Genomic DNA, 15,590 nt, shown 5'->3' with positions numbered 1-15,590 from the left:
TCCCAAATTTCTCCGACATTGGCGAAGACCATGCGGCGATGCATTTACCGAAGTCCCTCGCAGCGGCCGCCGTGCTGCTTGCCTCGCTGGCTGCCCTCCCCGCATGGGCCACCGATCCGTTCACCGTGCGCGACATCCGCGTCGAAGGCCTTCAGCGCGTGGAGCCCGGCACCGTGTTCGCCACCATGGGCCTGAAGGCCGGCGACACCTACAACGACGAGCGCGGCACCAACGCCATTCGCGAACTCTTCAAGCTCGGCCTCTTCAAGGACGTTCGCATCGACGTGAACGGCAACGTGCTGGTGGTGGTGGTCGAAGAACGGCCCACCGTCGCCGACGTCGACTTCGTGGGCACCAAGGAGTTCGACAAGGCCGCGCTGCAGAAGGCGCTGCGCGAGATCGGCCTGGCCGAGGGGCAGGCCTACGACAAGGCGCTGGCCGACCGCGCCGAGCAGGAGCTCAAGCGCCAGTACATCAGCCGCAGCCTCTACAACGCCCGGGTGGTCACCACCGTCACGCCGCTGGAGAACAACCGCGTGAACCTGACTTTCACCGTGACCGAAGGCGAACCCGCGCGCATCAAGGAAGTGCATGTGGTGGGCAACAAGGCCTTCAGCGAAAGCACCCTGCTCGACCTGTTCGACCAGGACAGCGGCGGCTGGCTGGCCTGGTACACCAAGTCCAACCAGTACTCGCGCACCAAGTTCAACGGCGACATGGAGACGCTGCGCTCCTACTACATCACGCGCGGCTACCTGGAGTTCCGCATCGACTCGACGCAGGTGGCCATATCGCCGGACCGCCAGACACTCACCCTCACCATCAACATCACCGAGGGCGAGAAGTTCGTGGTGGCCGCCGTGCGGCTCGCGGGCGACTACATGGGCCGCGACGACGAGTTCAAGACGCTGGTGACCATTCGCCCCGGCGCGCCCTACAACGGCGAGCAGGTGGCGGCCACAACCAAGGCCTTCACCGACTACTTCGGCACCTTCGGCTATGCCTTCGCACGCGTGAAGGCCGTGCCGGAGATCGACCGCGCGAACAACCGCGTCACCCTGGTGCTGAACGCCGAGGCCTCGCGGCGCGCTTACGTGCGGCGCATCAACATCGGCGGCAACGCCAAGACACGCGACGAGGTGATCCGCCGCGAGTTTCGCCAGTACGAAGGCGCCTGGTACGACGGCAACAAGATCCGCGCCTCGCGCGACCGCATCGACCGGCTGGGATTTTTCACCGACGTGAACATCGACACCGTCGACGTGCCCGGCTCGCCGGACCAGGTCGACCTGGCGGTGAACGTGACCGAGAAGCCGACCGGCTCGCTGCAGCTGGGGGCGGGCTATTCGTCCACCGACAAGGTGTCGCTGAGCTTCGGCATCACGCAGGAGAACGTGTTCGGCAGCGGCAACTACCTGGGGCTGAACGTCAACACCAGCTCGTACAACCGCACCATCTCGCTCACGGCCACCGACCCGTACTTCACCAAGGACGGCATCTCGCGCACGCTGAACGTGTTCCACACCACCACGCGGCCCTACTACGAGGCCGACGGCAACTACAAGCTCGCCAGCGACGGCGGCTCGGTGCGCTTCGGCTTTCCGGTGGGCGAGCAGGACACGGTGTTCCTGGGCATCGGCGTGGAGCGCTATTCGTTCACGCCGGGCACCAACGGCAGCTACACGCTGGTCGACGGGTCGTACGTGTACACGGCCACGCCGCAGGCCTACCTGGACTACTTCAAGTGCACGGGCACGGTGCCGAACGTGAGCTGTGCCAAGCCGAACATCGTGGGCATCCCGGCCACGCTGGGGTGGTCCCGCGACGACCGCGACAGCGCGCTGGTGCCCACGAGCGGCAAGCTGCAGAGCGCCAACCTGGAAGTGGGCGTGGGCAGCGAGCTGCGCTACCTGAAGTCCAACTACCAATACCAGCAGTACTTTCCGCTGTCCAAGCAGTACACGCTCGCGGTCAACGGCCAGCTGGGCTATGCGCGGGCACTGGGCAACAGCACGTTCCCGATCTTCAAGAACTTCTATGCCGGCGGGCTGGGCTCGATCCGCGGCTTCGAGCAGAACTCCCTGGGTCCGACCGACGCGGTCACGGAGGGGGCGCTGGGCGGCACGCGCAAGGCGATCTTCAACATGGAGTTCAGCACGCCCTTCCCCGGCGCGGGCAACGACAAGACACTGCGGCTGTACTCCTTCTTCGATGCCGGCAATGTGTTCGCCGACCGCACCGCCAGCATGACGGATGCGCAGTGGAAGGCGCAGAACCGCCTTCGCGCGTCGGCCGGCATCGGCATCAGCTGGATCTCGCCGCTCGGGCCGCTGCGGCTGGCGTACGCGGTGCCGCTGCGCTACCAGAAGGCAGACACGGCCAACAACATCGCGGCCGACCGAACGCAGCGCCTCCAGTTCCAGATCGGCACGTCTTTCTGACGGGAGAACGCAAGCCATGGGTCGCATCCTGCTGGTGGAAGACGATCGCGACAGCGCCTCGCAACTGCTCGCGCACCTGCACGGCGCGGGCCACGAGGTCGAGCAGACCGACGACGCGGCGGCGGCGCTGGCGCGCATCCTGACGGCGCCGCCGGCGCTCACGCTGCTGGGCAACGAGGACGGCATCGCGGTGCTGCAGGAGGTGCGCTCGCACGGCAACCACCCGGTCATTGTCCTGACGGCGCGCGCGCAGGCGTCCGACCGGCTGCTGGCACTGGATGCGGGCGCCGACGACTGCGTGTGCAAGCCCTTCTTTGCGAGGGAAGTGGTGGCGCGCGTGAACACCGTGCTGCGCCGGCATGCGCAGCGCCAGGACGCCGGCCGGCCCTCGGCTGCGGTGAACTTCGCCGGCGGACCGAGCCGGCGGGGCGATGCCCGGCTGGAGGGTCGTCCGCTCGCGCTCACGCGCCGCGAGTGGCTGCTGCTGCGCACGCTGTCGAACGATCCGGGGCGGGTGTTCACGCGCTCGAAGCTGCTGGAAGCGGCGTTTGCCGAGGCACTCGAGGTGAACGAGCGCGCGGTGGACGGGCACATCAAGAACCTGCGCAAGAAGCTGGCGGACGCCGCACCCGCGCACGACTGGATCCGCTCGGTCTACGGCGTGGGCTTCTGCTTTGCGGATCGGCCGGCGGGCTGAGCGGCGACCAGGGCCGGCGCCCGCGCGCGTGCGCTCAGCCCGCGGTGCGCGGCGGCACCAGCGCCTTGACGCGCGCGGCGCCTTCCAGCGCGCGGCCGCGCGCAGGACCTCCGGCACCCATCGGCATGCCGGGCATGCCCATGCCACCCCGGGGCGGCATCGCTCCGGGCGGCGGCATGCCGCCCGGCTGCGGCGGCCGGTCGACCACCGGGGACGCGGCCGGGTCGACCACCAGCGCGAGCGTGGCCACATAGCGCTGGCGCTCCTCGCGCACCGCGCCGAGCACCGTGTCGCCGGCCTTCAGCGCAATGCCGTCGAGGCTGTTGAGCGTGTCGCGCACCCGCGCACGCCGATAGGGCGAGACCTGCGTGTAGAGGAACTCGCTCAACGCATCGGGCAGGAAGAACTGCGAGGTGAGCACGGCGCGCGCGCCATGGAGCACCTTCATATGGATGTGCGTGGTGCGTCCCGCGTACCAGCCGGGGTAGACCGTGGCGAACACGGCGGTGCCGTCGCGGTCGGTGAACTGGCTGCCGCGCAGGAAGGTCTTGCCCTCGAAGGTGCCCGCGCGGTCGTCGCCCTGCCCGGCAAAGCCCGAGTAGCGGCCCTGCATGTCGCAGTGCCAGAGGTCCACGCGCAGCCTGGGCAGCGGCTTGCCGGCGGTGTCGCACACACTGAAGCGCACCTCCAGCGGCACGCCCTCGAGCCCCTCGGTGATGTCGCGGCGGACCTGCGCAAGGTCCAGGTAATAGGGGCCTTCGGTGGTCTGCGCGGTCAGCGGCAGAAGAGATGCGGCGGCCCTGGCCGGGGGCGCGGCAGCTTCTGCCGGGCGCGCGGAAGCCGCGCCCAGGGCCGCCGCGCCAAGGGTGGCCAGCAGGCCGCGGCGGCCGGCGGGCGAAGCCTGTGGCCGTGTCATGGGTTGTCCTGCTGGTTGTGGGGTCCGGCACCGTCCGCTCGGGTGGCACACCCCTCGGCCCACAGGACGAACAGCGCCCACGCCTGCGCGACCAGCCAGAAAAACACGGTGATCGCACCCAGCAGCGCAAAGTTCAGGTCCGGTGTCATGAACCCATGTTGCGGCCGCATTCGGGAGGAATGATGGAGAAACATGGGGAAACCGTCTCCCAATTTTCTCCACATTCGGGCGACATCATCGGCCTCCTTCCCCGCTACACCTCCGCAAGTCCGATCGTCGAGCATGTCGCAGAATGCGGCCATGCCTCCCCTGTGCCCATGCCCCAACTGACCCTTTCCCGCAAGATCTTCCTGGCGCTGGCGGCGCTGCTGATCGTGCTGCTCATCAGCTTCGCGGGGTTGTCGATCATTGCGCTGCAGCGCGGCCTGGGCTCCTATGTGGCCGAGATCGAGATCCGGCGCATGGACTGGCTGTCGCAGCTGGTGCTGAAGAACTACGTGGCCCACGGCGACTGGAAGAACCTGCGCGACAACGACGACGCCTGGCAGCGCCTGCAGATGGGCCGCTTCGCCAATGTGCTCGACAGCGCCGCCGCCAACGGCGACGAGCGGCGCCTGCCGCCCTGGTACGAATACCGCGCCATGCGCGGCGCGCCGCCCGACGGCGCGCCCCCCGACGGCGCATCCGAGGGGAGCCCGCCGCCGTCCGCGCAGCTCGACCTGCTGGCGCGGCGGCTGCCGGGCATGCCGCCGCCCTGGGTGTTTCCCGATCCGCGCGGCATGCACGACGCCATCTACCAGCGCCTGGCCGTGCTCGACGCGAACGGCGCGCGCGTGGTGGGCGCCGACATCGACCTGCCGAATGCCGCACGCATGCCGATCCGGCACAACAAGTCGGTCATCGGCTACCTGGCGCTCGCGCCGCTGCAGGGGCTGGAGAGCGAGGCCGACCGCGCCTTCATTGCGCGCCAGTCGGGCGTGATCGTGCTCACGGGCCTGTGCGGCCTGGGCTTTGCGCTCGTGCTGTCGTGGCTGCTGGCGCGGCGCTGGTTCAAGCCCATCGACGAGCTCACGCAGGCCGCGCAGGACGTAGCCCGTGGGCGCCTGTCCACCCGTGTCACCGTGCAGGGCTCGGACGAGCTGGCCCTGCTGGGCAAGACCTTCAACGACATGGCGCAGCGACTGGACACGGTGGAGGCCTCGCGCCGCGCCTGGCTGGCCGACGCGGCGCACGAGCTGCGCACGCCGCTGGCCGCCATGCGCGCCGAGATCGAGGCGCTGCAGGACGGCGTGCGCACCTTCGACGAACGCACCGCGCTGCGCCTGCACCGCCAGGTGATCCGCCTCGGCCAGCTCGTGGACGACCTGCGCAGCAGCATGCGCGAGCCGCAGGGCGGCCTGCTCACTGCCACGGTGTACCCGCTGTCGCTGCTGAAGGAGGCGCTCGACCACACGCGCGACCGCTTCGCCAAGCGCGCCATTGCCGTGGACCGCAGCGCCATCGACCGCATCGACAGCTTCTCGCAGCCCACCGTGGACGGCGACGCGCACCGGCTGCACCAGGTGTTCATGAACCTGCTGGAGAACACGCTGGCCTACACCGACGAAGGCGGCACGCTGCGCATCGACGTCACGGTGGAAGGCGCATGGACCGGCAACTGCCTCACGCTGCTGCTGGACGACAGCTCGCCCGGCGTGCCCGAGAGCGAGCTGCCGCGCCTGTTCGACCGGCTGTTCCGCGGCGAGACCTCGCGCAGCCGCGAGCACGGCGGCTCCGGGCTGGGCCTGTCGATCTGCCGCGCCACCGTCGAGGCGCACGGCGGCACCATCGACGCGTCGGCCTCGCCGCTGGGCGGGCTGCGCGTGACCATCACCCTTCCATTGGCCGCACCGTCATGACCCGAATTGCCATCGTCGAAGACGAGACCGACATCGCCTCGGTGGTGCAGGACTACCTGCGCCACGCGGGCTACGAGACCACGCATTTCACCGACGGGCAAAGCGCCCTCGAGAGCATCGTGGCCGCGCCGCCCGACCTCACGCTGCTGGACATCATGCTGCCGCGGCTGGACGGCATCGAGGTGCTGCGCCGCGCGCGCGAGCACACGACGCACCCGATCATCATGCTCACCGCGCGCATCGAGGAGGTCGACCGCCTGCTCGGCCTGGAGCTGGGCGCGGACGACTACGTGTGCAAGCCCTTCTCGCCGCGCGAGCTGGTGGCGCGGGTGCGCGCGGTGCTGCGGCGCACCGCAGGCCCGGCGTCCGGCGCACAGGGCTCGGCCTCGGCGGACGAGGGGCCAGGGCTGGTGCTGGACGACGTGCACTGGCGCGCCTCGCTCGAAGGCGCGCCGCTGAACCTCACGCGGCGCGAGTTCGGGCTGCTGCAGGTGCTGTCGCGGCACCCGGGGCGCATCTTCTCGCGCGCCCGCCTGCTGGAGCTGGCCTACGACGACACGGTGGACGTGACCGAACGCGCCATCGACAGCCACGTGAAGAACCTGCGCCGCAAGCTGGGCGCGGTGACGCCGGCACACGACTGGATCCGCTCGGTGTATGGCGTGGGCTTCGCGTGGGAGGCGCCGGCCGAAGCCGGGAACTGAACGCGGCGCGGCGCCGCGTTCTGCCTTCTTTTTTCTCAGCGGTAGGCCGCCAGCTCCTGCTTGGCGATGGCGTTGCGGTGCACCTCGTCGGGGCCGTCCGCCACGCGCAGGTGGCGCTCGTAGGCGTAGAAGTGCGTAAGCAGGGTGTCCTGGCTCAGGCCCATGGCGCCGAAGGCCTGCATGGCCCAGTCGATCACCTTCACGCAGTTGTTCGGCGTGAGCACCTTGATCATCGCGATTTCCTTCGCGGCGACCTTGTTGCCCACGGTGTCCATGCGGTAGGCGGCGTTGAGCACCATCCAGCGCGACTGCTCGATGAGCATGCGCGACTCGGCGATGCGCTCGCGCCACACGCCCTGCTCCGACAACGGCTTGTGGAACGCGGTGCGCGACACCAGCCGCTGGCACATCATTTCCAGCGCCGACTCGGCCATGCCGATGGCGCGCATGCAGTGGTGGATGCGGCCCGGGCCGAGGCGGCCCTGCGCAATCTCGAAGCCGCGGCCCTCGCCCAGCAGGATGTTCCCGACCGGCACGCGCACGTTGTCGAACACGATCTCTGGGTGGCCGAACGGCGGGTCGTACATGCCGAGCAACTGCATGTCGCGCACGATGGTCACGCCGGGCGTGTTTTTGGGCACCAGCACCATCGACTGCTGCTTGTGGCGGTCGGCGTTGTCGGGGTCGGTCTTGCCCATGAGCACGAAGATTTCGCAGCGCTCGTGCATCGCGCCGGTGATGTACCACTTGCGCCCGTTGATGACGTATTCGTCGCCTTCGCGGCGGATGCTGCAGCGGATGTTGGTGGCGTCGCTGGAGGCCACCTCGGGCTCGGTCATGGCGAAGGACGAGCGAATTTCGCCCGCCAGCAGCGGCGTGAGCCAGCGTTCCTGCTGCGCCTTGGTGCCGTAGCGCGCCAGCACTTCCATGTTGCCGGTGTCGGGGGCCGAGCAGTTGAAGATTTCCGCGCACCAGTAGCGCCGGCCCATGATCTCGCACAGCGGCGCGTACTCGACGTTCGTGAGGCCGGGGCCGTGCTCTGCCTCGGGCAGGAACAGGTTCCACAGCCCGCGCTCGCGCGCCTTGGCCTTCAGGCCGGCCATCATCGGCAGCTCGGCATAGGGGCGGCCGGCGCGGGCGTTGGCGGCCAGCTCTTCCTCGCGGCGCTTTTCGTTCGGGTAGACGTATTCGTCCATGAACTTCAGCAGCTCGTCGCGCAGCGCGATCACCTTGGGCGTGAATTCGAAATGCATGTCTCTCGTCCTTCTTCGTTCAGTGTGCGGTGGACGATACGTTGCACGGCGGTTGCCGGCGGTCCTCCACGTGACACGTGGCGCGGCGGCGTGGGCTTGCGTAGTCCCGCGTAGGACAGCATCCTCCAATCCCGCACCCTCGTGCTCGGGTACGCACTCAGCCTCACACTGCCGGGTTGCAAGCAGGGAAGCGCACAGGAGGAAACCCATGTCACACGATGACCTTTCCATGAAGGAAGACGCTTCGAACCCAACAGGCGCGCCGGGCGGGCTCACGCGGCGCGAGGCCGTGCTGGCCGCCGCGGCGGTGGCCGCGCAGGCCGCCCTGTTCGGCTGGCCGGGCACGGGTGGCGCGCAACCGGCAGCAGCCTCGGCCGCAACAGCCGCGGGCACCGTCGACGGCGAGGCCATTGCGCGCTTCCTCGCGTTCTCCAAGGCCATCACCGGCCACGACGACATCGACCCCACCACCGCGGCCCGCATCCGCGAGGCCATGCTGCAGGGCGACGCCGCCTTCGCGCAGCAGGCCGCATCGCTGGCGGGCCTGGTTCAGCCGGGCATCGCTCCCGAGGCCCTGCTGGGCGCGGCCACCAGCGCCGGCCTGCGCGAAGCGGCGCTGGCCGTGGTCAGCGCCTGGTACACGGGCACCGTGGTCGCCGGGCGGAAGACCACCGTGGTGGCCTACGAGCAGGCGCTGATGTACCGGCCCGTGGCCGACGCGCTCACGGTGCCCACCTACTGCAACGAAGGCCCGATGTGGTGGACCGCGGCGCCGCCCGACGTCGGTGTGCCGACGCCGCAGGAAGCGGCACGGCCTTCGGCCACGCCGCCCCCGGTGATGCGCAGCCAGTAGGCGCGCCCCCATTCACCCCGCACCCCCTTCGCTTCAACGGCACACACAACACACACATTCCCGATGAAGAAAGCAGCATTCGATTCAGATGGCAACGCGACCGCCGACGTGGTCGTGGTCGGCTCCGGCGTGGTCGGCGCGATGATCGCCGACCAGCTCGCGGGCCAGGGCCACGCGGTGCTCATGCTCGAGGCCGGCCCGCGCATCCAGCGCGCGCAGGCGGTGGAGAACTGGCGCAACATGCCCTTCGCCAACCGCGTGGGCTCCGACTTCCAGGGCCTGTTTCCGCAGTCGCCCCTGGCGCCCGCGCCGCTGTACTTTCCGCCCAACGACTACGTCGGCCTTTCGGGGCCCGACGGCAAGGGCTTTCAGCAGGGCTACCTTCGCGTGGTGGGCGGCACCACCTGGCACTGGGCCGCGTCGAGCTGGCGCCACCTGCCGGTGGACCTGCGCATGAAGTCGACCTACGGCGTGGGCCGCGACTGGCCCATCGGCTACGACGAGCTGGAGCCCTTCTACTGCCGCGCCGAGGAGCAGATGGGCGTGGCCGGGCCGAACGACCCGGCGCAGCAGTCGCCCTCGGAGCGCAGCAAGCCCTACCCGATGGACATGGTGCCGTGGAGCTACGGCGACAAGCGCTTCGCCGAGGTGGTGAACGCGCACGGCTACCGCTCGGTGCCGATTCCGCAGGGCCGCAGCACGCGGCCGTGGAACGGGCGGCCGACCTGCTGCGGCAACAACAACTGCCAGCCGATCTGCCCCATCGGCGCCATGTACAACGGCATCCACCATGTGCAGACGGCGGAAGCCAAGGGCACCACGCTGCTGCCCGAGGCCGTGGCCTACCGCATCGACACCGACGCGAACAACCGCATCACGGCCGTGCACTGGTACGACAAGGAACGCAAGTCGCACAAGGCCACCGGGCGCCAGTTCGTGATTGCCTGCAACAGCCTGGAAACGCCGCGCCTGCTGCTGCTGGCGGCGAACGACCGCAACCCGAAGGGCATCGCCAACAGCTCCGACCAGGTGGGGCGCAACATGATGGACCACTCGGGCTTTCACTGCACCTTCCTGGCCAACGAGCCGCTGTGGATCGGCCGCGGGCCGGCGCAGAGCAGCTGCCTGGTGGGGCCGCGCGACGGCGCGTTCCGCAGCGAGTATTCGTCGAACAAGATGATCCTGAACAACATCACGCGGGTGGGGCCGGCGACGCAGCAGGCGCTCAAGCTCGGGCTGGTGGGCAAGGCGCTGGACGAAGAGATTCGCCGCCGCGCGGCTTTCGGCGTCGACCTGTCGATCAGCCTGGAGCCGCTGCCCGACCCGAACAACCGGCTCACGCTGAGCGCCACCCGCAAGGACCCGCTGGGCCTGGCCTGCCCCGAGATCCACTACGACGTGGGCGACTACGTGCGCAAGGGCGCGGCGGCGGCGCACAAGCAGCTGGAGCACATCGGCAGCCTGTTCGGCGCGACGGAGTTCAACATCACGACCGCGCTGAACGCCAACAACCACATCATGGGCGGCACCATCATGGGCGCCGACCGAAAGGATTCGGTGGTCGACGGCGACTGCCGCGCGCACGACCACGACAACCTGTGGCTGCCCGGCGGCGGGCCGATTCCCTCGGCCAGCGTGGTCAACAGCACGCTCACGATGGCTGCGCTGGGCCTGAAGTCGGCCGACGCGATCGGCCGCGCACTGGCGAAGGGCTGAGGGCATGACGACCTTGCGTGCATGGGCGGCGACGCTGCTCGTATTCGGCGCTGTCGTCGGCCAGGGCGCCATGGCACAGGAGCCACCGGCTGCGCTCATCGACAAGGGCCGCCAGCTCGCCATCGCGGCCGACTGCATGGCCTGCCACACCGCGCCCGCTTCGCTCGGCCTGCCGGGCGGCGGCAAGCCCTTCGCGGGCGGCTACGCCATCGAGTCGCCGCTGGGCGCCATCTACGCGACCAACATCACGCCTTCGAAGGTGGCCGGCATCGGCGAGTACACCGAGGCCGAGTTCGCACGCGCGCTGCGCCAGGGCGTAAGGCGCGACGGCAGCCACCTGTACCCGGCGATGCCGTACACCTCGTACACGCAGCTGAGCGACGAGGACACCGGCGCGCTGTACGCGTACTTCATGCACGGCGTGGCGCCGGTCGACGCCGATGCGGACAAGACGACGCTGCCCTTTCCCTTCAGCCAGCGCTGGTCAATGGCGATCTGGAACCTGCTGTTCCTGGACAACCAGCGCTTCGTGCCCGACGCCACGAAAAGCGCCGAATGGAACCGCGGCGCCTACCTGGCCGGCGCGCTGGGCCACTGCAGCGCCTGCCACACGCCGCGCAACGCGCTGATGGCCGAGCGCGGCGGCCAGGCCTTCGCGGGCGGCGCGGTCGGGCCCTGGTACGCGCCCAACATCACGTCCGACCCGGTGAGCGGCATCGGCGCCTGGAGCGAACAGGAGCTGGTGCAGTACCTGCGCACCGGCCGCGTCGAGGGCAAGGCGCAGGCTGCGGGCGGCATGGCCGAAGCCGTTCAGAACAGCCTGCAGCACCTGCCCGAAGCCGACCTGCGCGCCATGGCGGTGTACCTGAAGGGCACGCCGCCGATCCGCGACGCGGCCGACAAGGGCGAAAACAGCAAGTCCGCGCATGCATGGGGTGCGGCGTCGAGCACCGAGGCCACGCTGCGCGGCAGCCGGCCGTTCAACAGCGTGGCGCGGCTCACCAGCGGCGAGCAGCTCTACAACGGCTACTGCGCCAGCTGCCACCAGTCGAGCGGCGCGGGCAGCCGCAACCAGGCCTACCCGAGCCTGTTCCACAACACGGCCACGGGGCTGTCGAATCCGGCGAACCTGGTGGCGGCCATCCTCTATGGCGTGGACCGGCAGGTGGGCGACACGCACGTGCTGATGCCGCGCTTCGACGCGCTCTCGTACGTCGACCCGCTCACCGACGCGCAGATTGCCGACATCTCCAACTACGTGCTCGGGCGCTACGGCAACGGCGCGGTGCGGGTGAGCGAAGCGGACGTGGCCTTGTCGCGCGCGGGCGGGCCGCGGCCGCTGCTGGCGCAGGTGCAGCCGTACATCCTGCCGGCGATGGGCGTCGGGCTGCTCCTGCTGGCGTGGCTGGTGCGCCTGTGGTGGGTGCGGCGGCGGCGCGCGCCACGGGCGGCCTGACCCGCACGGGGCGCGGCCGCGGGTCAGCTGGCCGTGGCATGCATCGTGCAAGATCGGCGTCATGCTTCCCCTGTCTCCCGACGCGCTGCGCCAGCGGCTGCGGTCCTTTGCTTCCCGCGCGCAGCCTGTGCGCATTCTTCTCACGCTCGGCAGCCTCATGGCGCTGTGCGGCGCCACCGGCCATCCCGACGCGGTGATTCCGCTGTTCCTGGGCGCCATTGCCAGCGCGCTGGCGGAAACCGACGACAGCTGGCGCGGCCGGCTGCGCGCGCAACTGGTCACGCTGGCCTGCTTCGGCGCCATCGCGTTCGCGGTGGAGGCGGCCTTCGGCCTGCCGCTGCTGTTCATCACCGGGCTGGCGCTCGCCGCCTTCGCGCTCACGATGCTGGGCGCGGTGGAGGCGCGCTACAAGGCCATTGCGTACGCCACGCTGATCCTGGCGATGTACGCCACGCTGGGCATCGAGAACATGGCGTCGCATGGGGTGCAGGGGCTGGCCGCGCGCGGGCGCGAGCCCTTGCTGCTGCTGGCGGGCGCCGCGTGGTACGGCGTGTTCTCGGTGCTGTGGTGCGCCGTGTTCCCGGCGCAGCCGGTGCAGGCGCGGCTGGTGTCGCTGTTCACGGTGCTGGGCAACTTCGTGCGCTTCAAGGCGTCGTTGTTCGAGCCGCTGCGCGGCATCGACATCGAGCGCAAGCGGCTTGCGCTCGCGCAGCTCAACGCCGAGGTGGTGACGGAGCTGAACGCGGCCAAGGAAAGCATCTTCCGGCGCATCGGCGCACGTGCACCGACCGGGCGGCTGTCGCGCTACCGCGGGCTCTATCTCATTGCCCAGGACGTGCACGAGCGCGCCAGTTCCTCGCACGACGACTACAACGCGCTGGCGGACGCCTTCTTCCACAGCGACCTGCTCTACCGTTGCCAGCGGGTGCTGGGCCTGCAGGGGCTGGCGTGCCAGCGGCTGGCCGACTCGATCGCGCGGCGCGAGCCCTTCGACGCGGGCACGGAGACCGTGCAGGCGCTGGCCGACCTGCAGAGCGCCATCGCACACGAGCGCGCAAGGGCGGTCGAACATGAGCGGCTCGCACTGCTGGCATCGGTCGAGGCGCTGGCGCGCAACCTGGCGCTGCTCGACGGGCAGCTCGTGGGGGCCAGCCAGCCTTCGGCACGCGCCGGGCGCACGGAGATGGGCCTGTTCGACCGCTCGCCGCGCTCGTGGCGCGACGCGGTGGAGCGCGTGCGGCGGCAGCTCACGCCGCGCTCGCCGCTGTTCCGGCATGCGCTGCGGCTGTCGATCGCGCTGGTGGCGGGCTACGCGGTGATGCAGGTCATTCATCCCGCGCAGGGCTACTGGATCCTGCTGACCACGCTGTTCGTGTGCCAGCAGAGCTACGGCGACACCATCGCGCGCATGGGCCAGCGCATCACGGGCACCGCGCTGGGCGTGGTGGCAGGCTGGGCGCTGCTGCAGCTGTTTCCGCAGCCACTGGTGCAGTCGGTGATCGCGGTGGCCGCCGGCGTGGTGTTCTTCGCCACCCGCACCACGCGCTACCTGCTGGCCACCGCGTCCATGACGCTGCTGGTGCTGATGTGCTTCAACCAGGTGGGCGACAGCGGCGTGCTGCTGGTGCCGCGGCTGGTCGACACCGCCATCGGCAGCGCCATCGCGGGCCTGGCCGTGCTGCTGGTGCTGCCGCACTGGCAGGCCAGGCGCATCAACGAACTGGCGGCCGCCGCGCTGCGCGGCCATGCGGGCTACCTGCGGCAGATCGTCGCGCAATACCGCACGGGCGCGCGCGACCACCTCGACTACCGGCTGGCGCGTCGCAACGACCACAACGCCGATGCGGCGCTGTCCACCGCGGTGTCGGACATGTTCCGCGAGCCGGGCTTCGTGCGGCCGCGCGCGGGGGTGGCGCTGCGCTTTCTCATCCGCTCGCACACGCTGCTGAGCTACCTCTCGGCCCTGGGCGCCCATCGTTCGGCGCTGCCCGATTCGGCGCAGATGGCGGTGTTGCGCACGGCCGCCGAAGGCGCCATTGCGGCGCTGGAGGGCCTGGCAGCGGGGTTGGACAAGGGCCGCTTGGACGGCCCGGTGGACGCGCAGGCCGAAGCAAGCGCCCGCGCCGCGCTCGTGCAGGCTATTGCCGACAGCGGCAAGGGCGGCGCCGGCGGCGACCCGCAGGCGCGAACTTTTCACACGGAACTCGGTCTGATCTGGCTGCAGATCGACGCATTGCGCACCCACGCAAGCGAGTGGCTGCAGCCTCCAGGCAGCGACACCCCGACCGCGCCGGCCTGAGCGAACATTCCTGCAACCCGGTCGGTTGAAAAAAGGTTGAATTGGCGCGCGACGGATTTGTTGCTGCGCGCCGGGTAAAATTAACCCTCATGTCCCGCTGGTTTACCGCCACTGTCCTTGCCTTCATGTTGTCCTGCTACGGCTTTGCCGTGCTTGCCCACAGCATGATCGGTGGCGGCCATGCGCAAGGTGAGACGGCTGCGCAGACCGCCCAGGTGCTCGTGAGCAGCATGTCGCTGTCCGACGCGTCGGACGGCACCGATGCCGACGTGGCCTCGGACGATTCCCTTTCCGTCGACGAAGCCGGCTCCGAACATGCCGAGCTGGTCGACGCGCGCAACGACGCGCCCGCGCTGCTGCGCTTCACGGAACAGCCGCCCAAGCTGGGCCTGACCACCACCATCGCGCCGTTCCTCGAACGGCCCAAGCGCCCACCCCGGGCCGCTTCCTTCGTCGCCTAGGCCCTCAAAGCCTTCGCGACCGGGCGCCGCCACGGCGCCTGCCCATCGATGCGGGGCTGCCGGCCCTCCGGCCGCACCCGCATCGGCACCCAGACCTTCCCCATTTCGGGCCGCTTGCCATCTGAACGCGTCGTTGCGTCCAGCCAGCGCCGGCCCACCCTTCAAGGAATCAACACAATGAACAACAGCCCTACCGCCTTCAACCCCGGCTTCGAGGCCCCCATCGCCTCGGTGCAGGAACGCAACCGCGTGCTGCGCAACACCTACTGGCTGCTCGCCCTTTCGATGGTGCCCACCGTGCTGGGCGCCTGGATCGGCGTGACGACCGGCTTCTCGCGCGCCATGTCGCCGGGCATCGGCCTGATGGTCTTCCTCGGCGGCGCCTTCGGCTTCATGTACGCCATCGAGAAAACCAAGGAATCTGCCGCCGGCGTGCCGGTGCTGCTGGCCTTCACCTTCTTCATGGGCCTGATGCTGTCGCGCCTGGTCGGCACCGTGCTGGGCCTGGCCAACGGCGCGAGCCTGGTGATGACGGCGTTCGCCGGCACCGGTGCCATCTTCTTCGGCATGGCCACGCTGTCGTCGGTCATCAAGCGCGACCTGTCGGCCATGGGCAAGTGGCTCTTCATCGGCGCCATCCTGCTGCTGGTGGCGGGCATTGCCAACTTCTTCATCCAGTCGAGCGCGCTGATGATGACGCTGTCGGTCGCGGCCATCGGCATCTTCTCGGCCTTCATCCTGCATGACCTGAAGCGCGTGAAGGACGGCCTGGAAACCAACTACATCTCGGCCACGCTGGGTGTGTACCTCAGCATCTACAACGTCTTCCAGTCGCTGCTGGCCCTGCTGGGCATTGCCGGCGGCCGCGACGAGTAATCCCCACGAAGGAATATTTC

Annotated in this window: 13 protein-coding genes; 10 read left to right on the top strand and 3 right to left on the bottom strand. The window is 69.6% G+C overall.

Annotated elements, in window-relative coordinates:
- Window positions 1-38 precede the first annotated feature (38 nt).
- Window positions 39-2,441 carry an outer membrane protein assembly factor BamA gene (gene bamA, locus ACSFBM_RS15940; protein WP_435485193.1) on the top strand — a complete coding sequence of 801 codons (2,403 nt, stop codon included), beginning with the start codon at window positions 39-41 and terminating at the stop codon, window positions 2,439-2,441.
- A 16-nt stretch (window positions 2,442-2,457) separates the two neighbouring features.
- Window positions 2,458-3,138 (top strand): response regulator transcription factor, encoded by a 681-nt coding sequence (locus ACSFBM_RS15935; protein ID WP_435485192.1) that lies wholly within the window; start codon window positions 2,458-2,460, stop codon window positions 3,136-3,138.
- Between the two features lie 34 nt (window positions 3,139-3,172).
- Here ACSFBM_RS15935 and ACSFBM_RS15930 read toward each other — a convergent pair whose 3' ends face one another.
- Both ACSFBM_RS15930 and ACSFBM_RS15925 read right to left on the bottom strand, forming a co-directional pair.
- Window positions 3,173-4,054 carry an intradiol ring-cleavage dioxygenase gene (locus ACSFBM_RS15930; protein WP_435485191.1) on the bottom strand — a complete coding sequence of 294 codons (882 nt, stop codon included), beginning with the start codon at window positions 4,052-4,054 and terminating at the stop codon, window positions 3,173-3,175.
- Entirely contained in the window at window positions 4,051-4,203 is a 153-nt protein-coding gene (locus ACSFBM_RS15925; RefSeq protein ID WP_435485190.1) for a hypothetical protein, read from the bottom strand. The genes ACSFBM_RS15930 and ACSFBM_RS15925 overlap by 4 nt, the downstream gene beginning before the upstream one ends.
- Window positions 4,204-4,371: 168 nt before the next feature.
- Here ACSFBM_RS15925 and ACSFBM_RS15920 point away from each other — a divergent pair, with 168 nt between their 5' ends.
- Together ACSFBM_RS15920 and ACSFBM_RS15915 are read left to right on the top strand one after the other, a co-directional pair.
- Window positions 4,372-5,952: an ATP-binding protein gene (locus tag ACSFBM_RS15920; RefSeq protein WP_435485189.1), complete on the top strand. Its 1,581-nt coding sequence runs from the start codon at window positions 4,372-4,374 to the stop codon at window positions 5,950-5,952.
- Window positions 5,949-6,656: a response regulator gene (locus ACSFBM_RS15915; RefSeq protein ID WP_435485188.1), complete on the top strand. Its 708-nt coding sequence runs from the start codon at window positions 5,949-5,951 to the stop codon at window positions 6,654-6,656. Before ACSFBM_RS15920 ends, ACSFBM_RS15915 begins: the two co-directional genes overlap by 4 nt.
- Before the next feature lie 35 nt (window positions 6,657-6,691).
- Here the strand turns inward: ACSFBM_RS15915 and ACSFBM_RS15910 are convergent, their stop codons facing one another.
- Window positions 6,692-7,909: an acyl-CoA dehydrogenase family protein gene (locus ACSFBM_RS15910; protein ID WP_435485187.1), complete on the bottom strand. Its 1,218-nt coding sequence runs from the start codon at window positions 7,907-7,909 to the stop codon at window positions 6,692-6,694.
- A 208-nt stretch (window positions 7,910-8,117) separates the two neighbouring features.
- On the opposite strand from ACSFBM_RS15910, the gene ACSFBM_RS15905 reads away from it, so the two are divergent.
- From ACSFBM_RS15905 to ACSFBM_RS15880, 6 genes are all read left to right on the top strand, one after another.
- A complete protein-coding gene (locus ACSFBM_RS15905; protein WP_435485186.1) occupies window positions 8,118-8,762 on the top strand; it encodes a sugar dehydrogenase complex small subunit in 645 nt (214 codons plus the stop codon).
- Between the two features lie 63 nt (window positions 8,763-8,825).
- Window positions 8,826-10,478: a GMC family oxidoreductase gene (locus ACSFBM_RS15900; RefSeq protein ID WP_435485185.1), complete on the top strand. Its 1,653-nt coding sequence runs from the start codon at window positions 8,826-8,828 to the stop codon at window positions 10,476-10,478.
- 4 nt (window positions 10,479-10,482) lie between these two features.
- The gene (locus ACSFBM_RS15895) at window positions 10,483-11,934 is read left to right on the top strand and encodes a c-type cytochrome (protein WP_435485184.1); all 1,452 of its coding nucleotides are present in this window, start codon (window positions 10,483-10,485) and stop codon (window positions 11,932-11,934) included.
- A 61-nt stretch (window positions 11,935-11,995) separates the two neighbouring features.
- Window positions 11,996-14,233: a YccS family putative transporter gene (gene yccS, locus ACSFBM_RS15890; RefSeq protein ID WP_435485183.1), complete on the top strand. Its 2,238-nt coding sequence runs from the start codon at window positions 11,996-11,998 to the stop codon at window positions 14,231-14,233.
- 89 nt (window positions 14,234-14,322) lie between these two features.
- Window positions 14,323-14,694: a hypothetical protein gene (locus tag ACSFBM_RS15885; RefSeq protein ID WP_435485182.1), complete on the top strand. Its 372-nt coding sequence runs from the start codon at window positions 14,323-14,325 to the stop codon at window positions 14,692-14,694.
- A gap of 177 nt (window positions 14,695-14,871) precedes the next feature.
- Window positions 14,872-15,570, top strand: coding sequence for a Bax inhibitor-1/YccA family protein (locus ACSFBM_RS15880; RefSeq protein WP_435437186.1), 699 nt, complete (start codon window positions 14,872-14,874; stop codon window positions 15,568-15,570).
- The last annotated feature ends 20 nt before the right edge of the window (window positions 15,571-15,590 follow it).

Source organism: Variovorax pasteuri (assembly GCF_051216435.1).
In the GTDB taxonomy this organism is placed as follows: domain Bacteria; phylum Pseudomonadota; class Gammaproteobacteria; order Burkholderiales; family Burkholderiaceae_C; genus Variovorax.
Note: the sequence above shows the minus strand (reverse complement) of the source record. Positions and strands in the feature narration are given on the sequence as shown.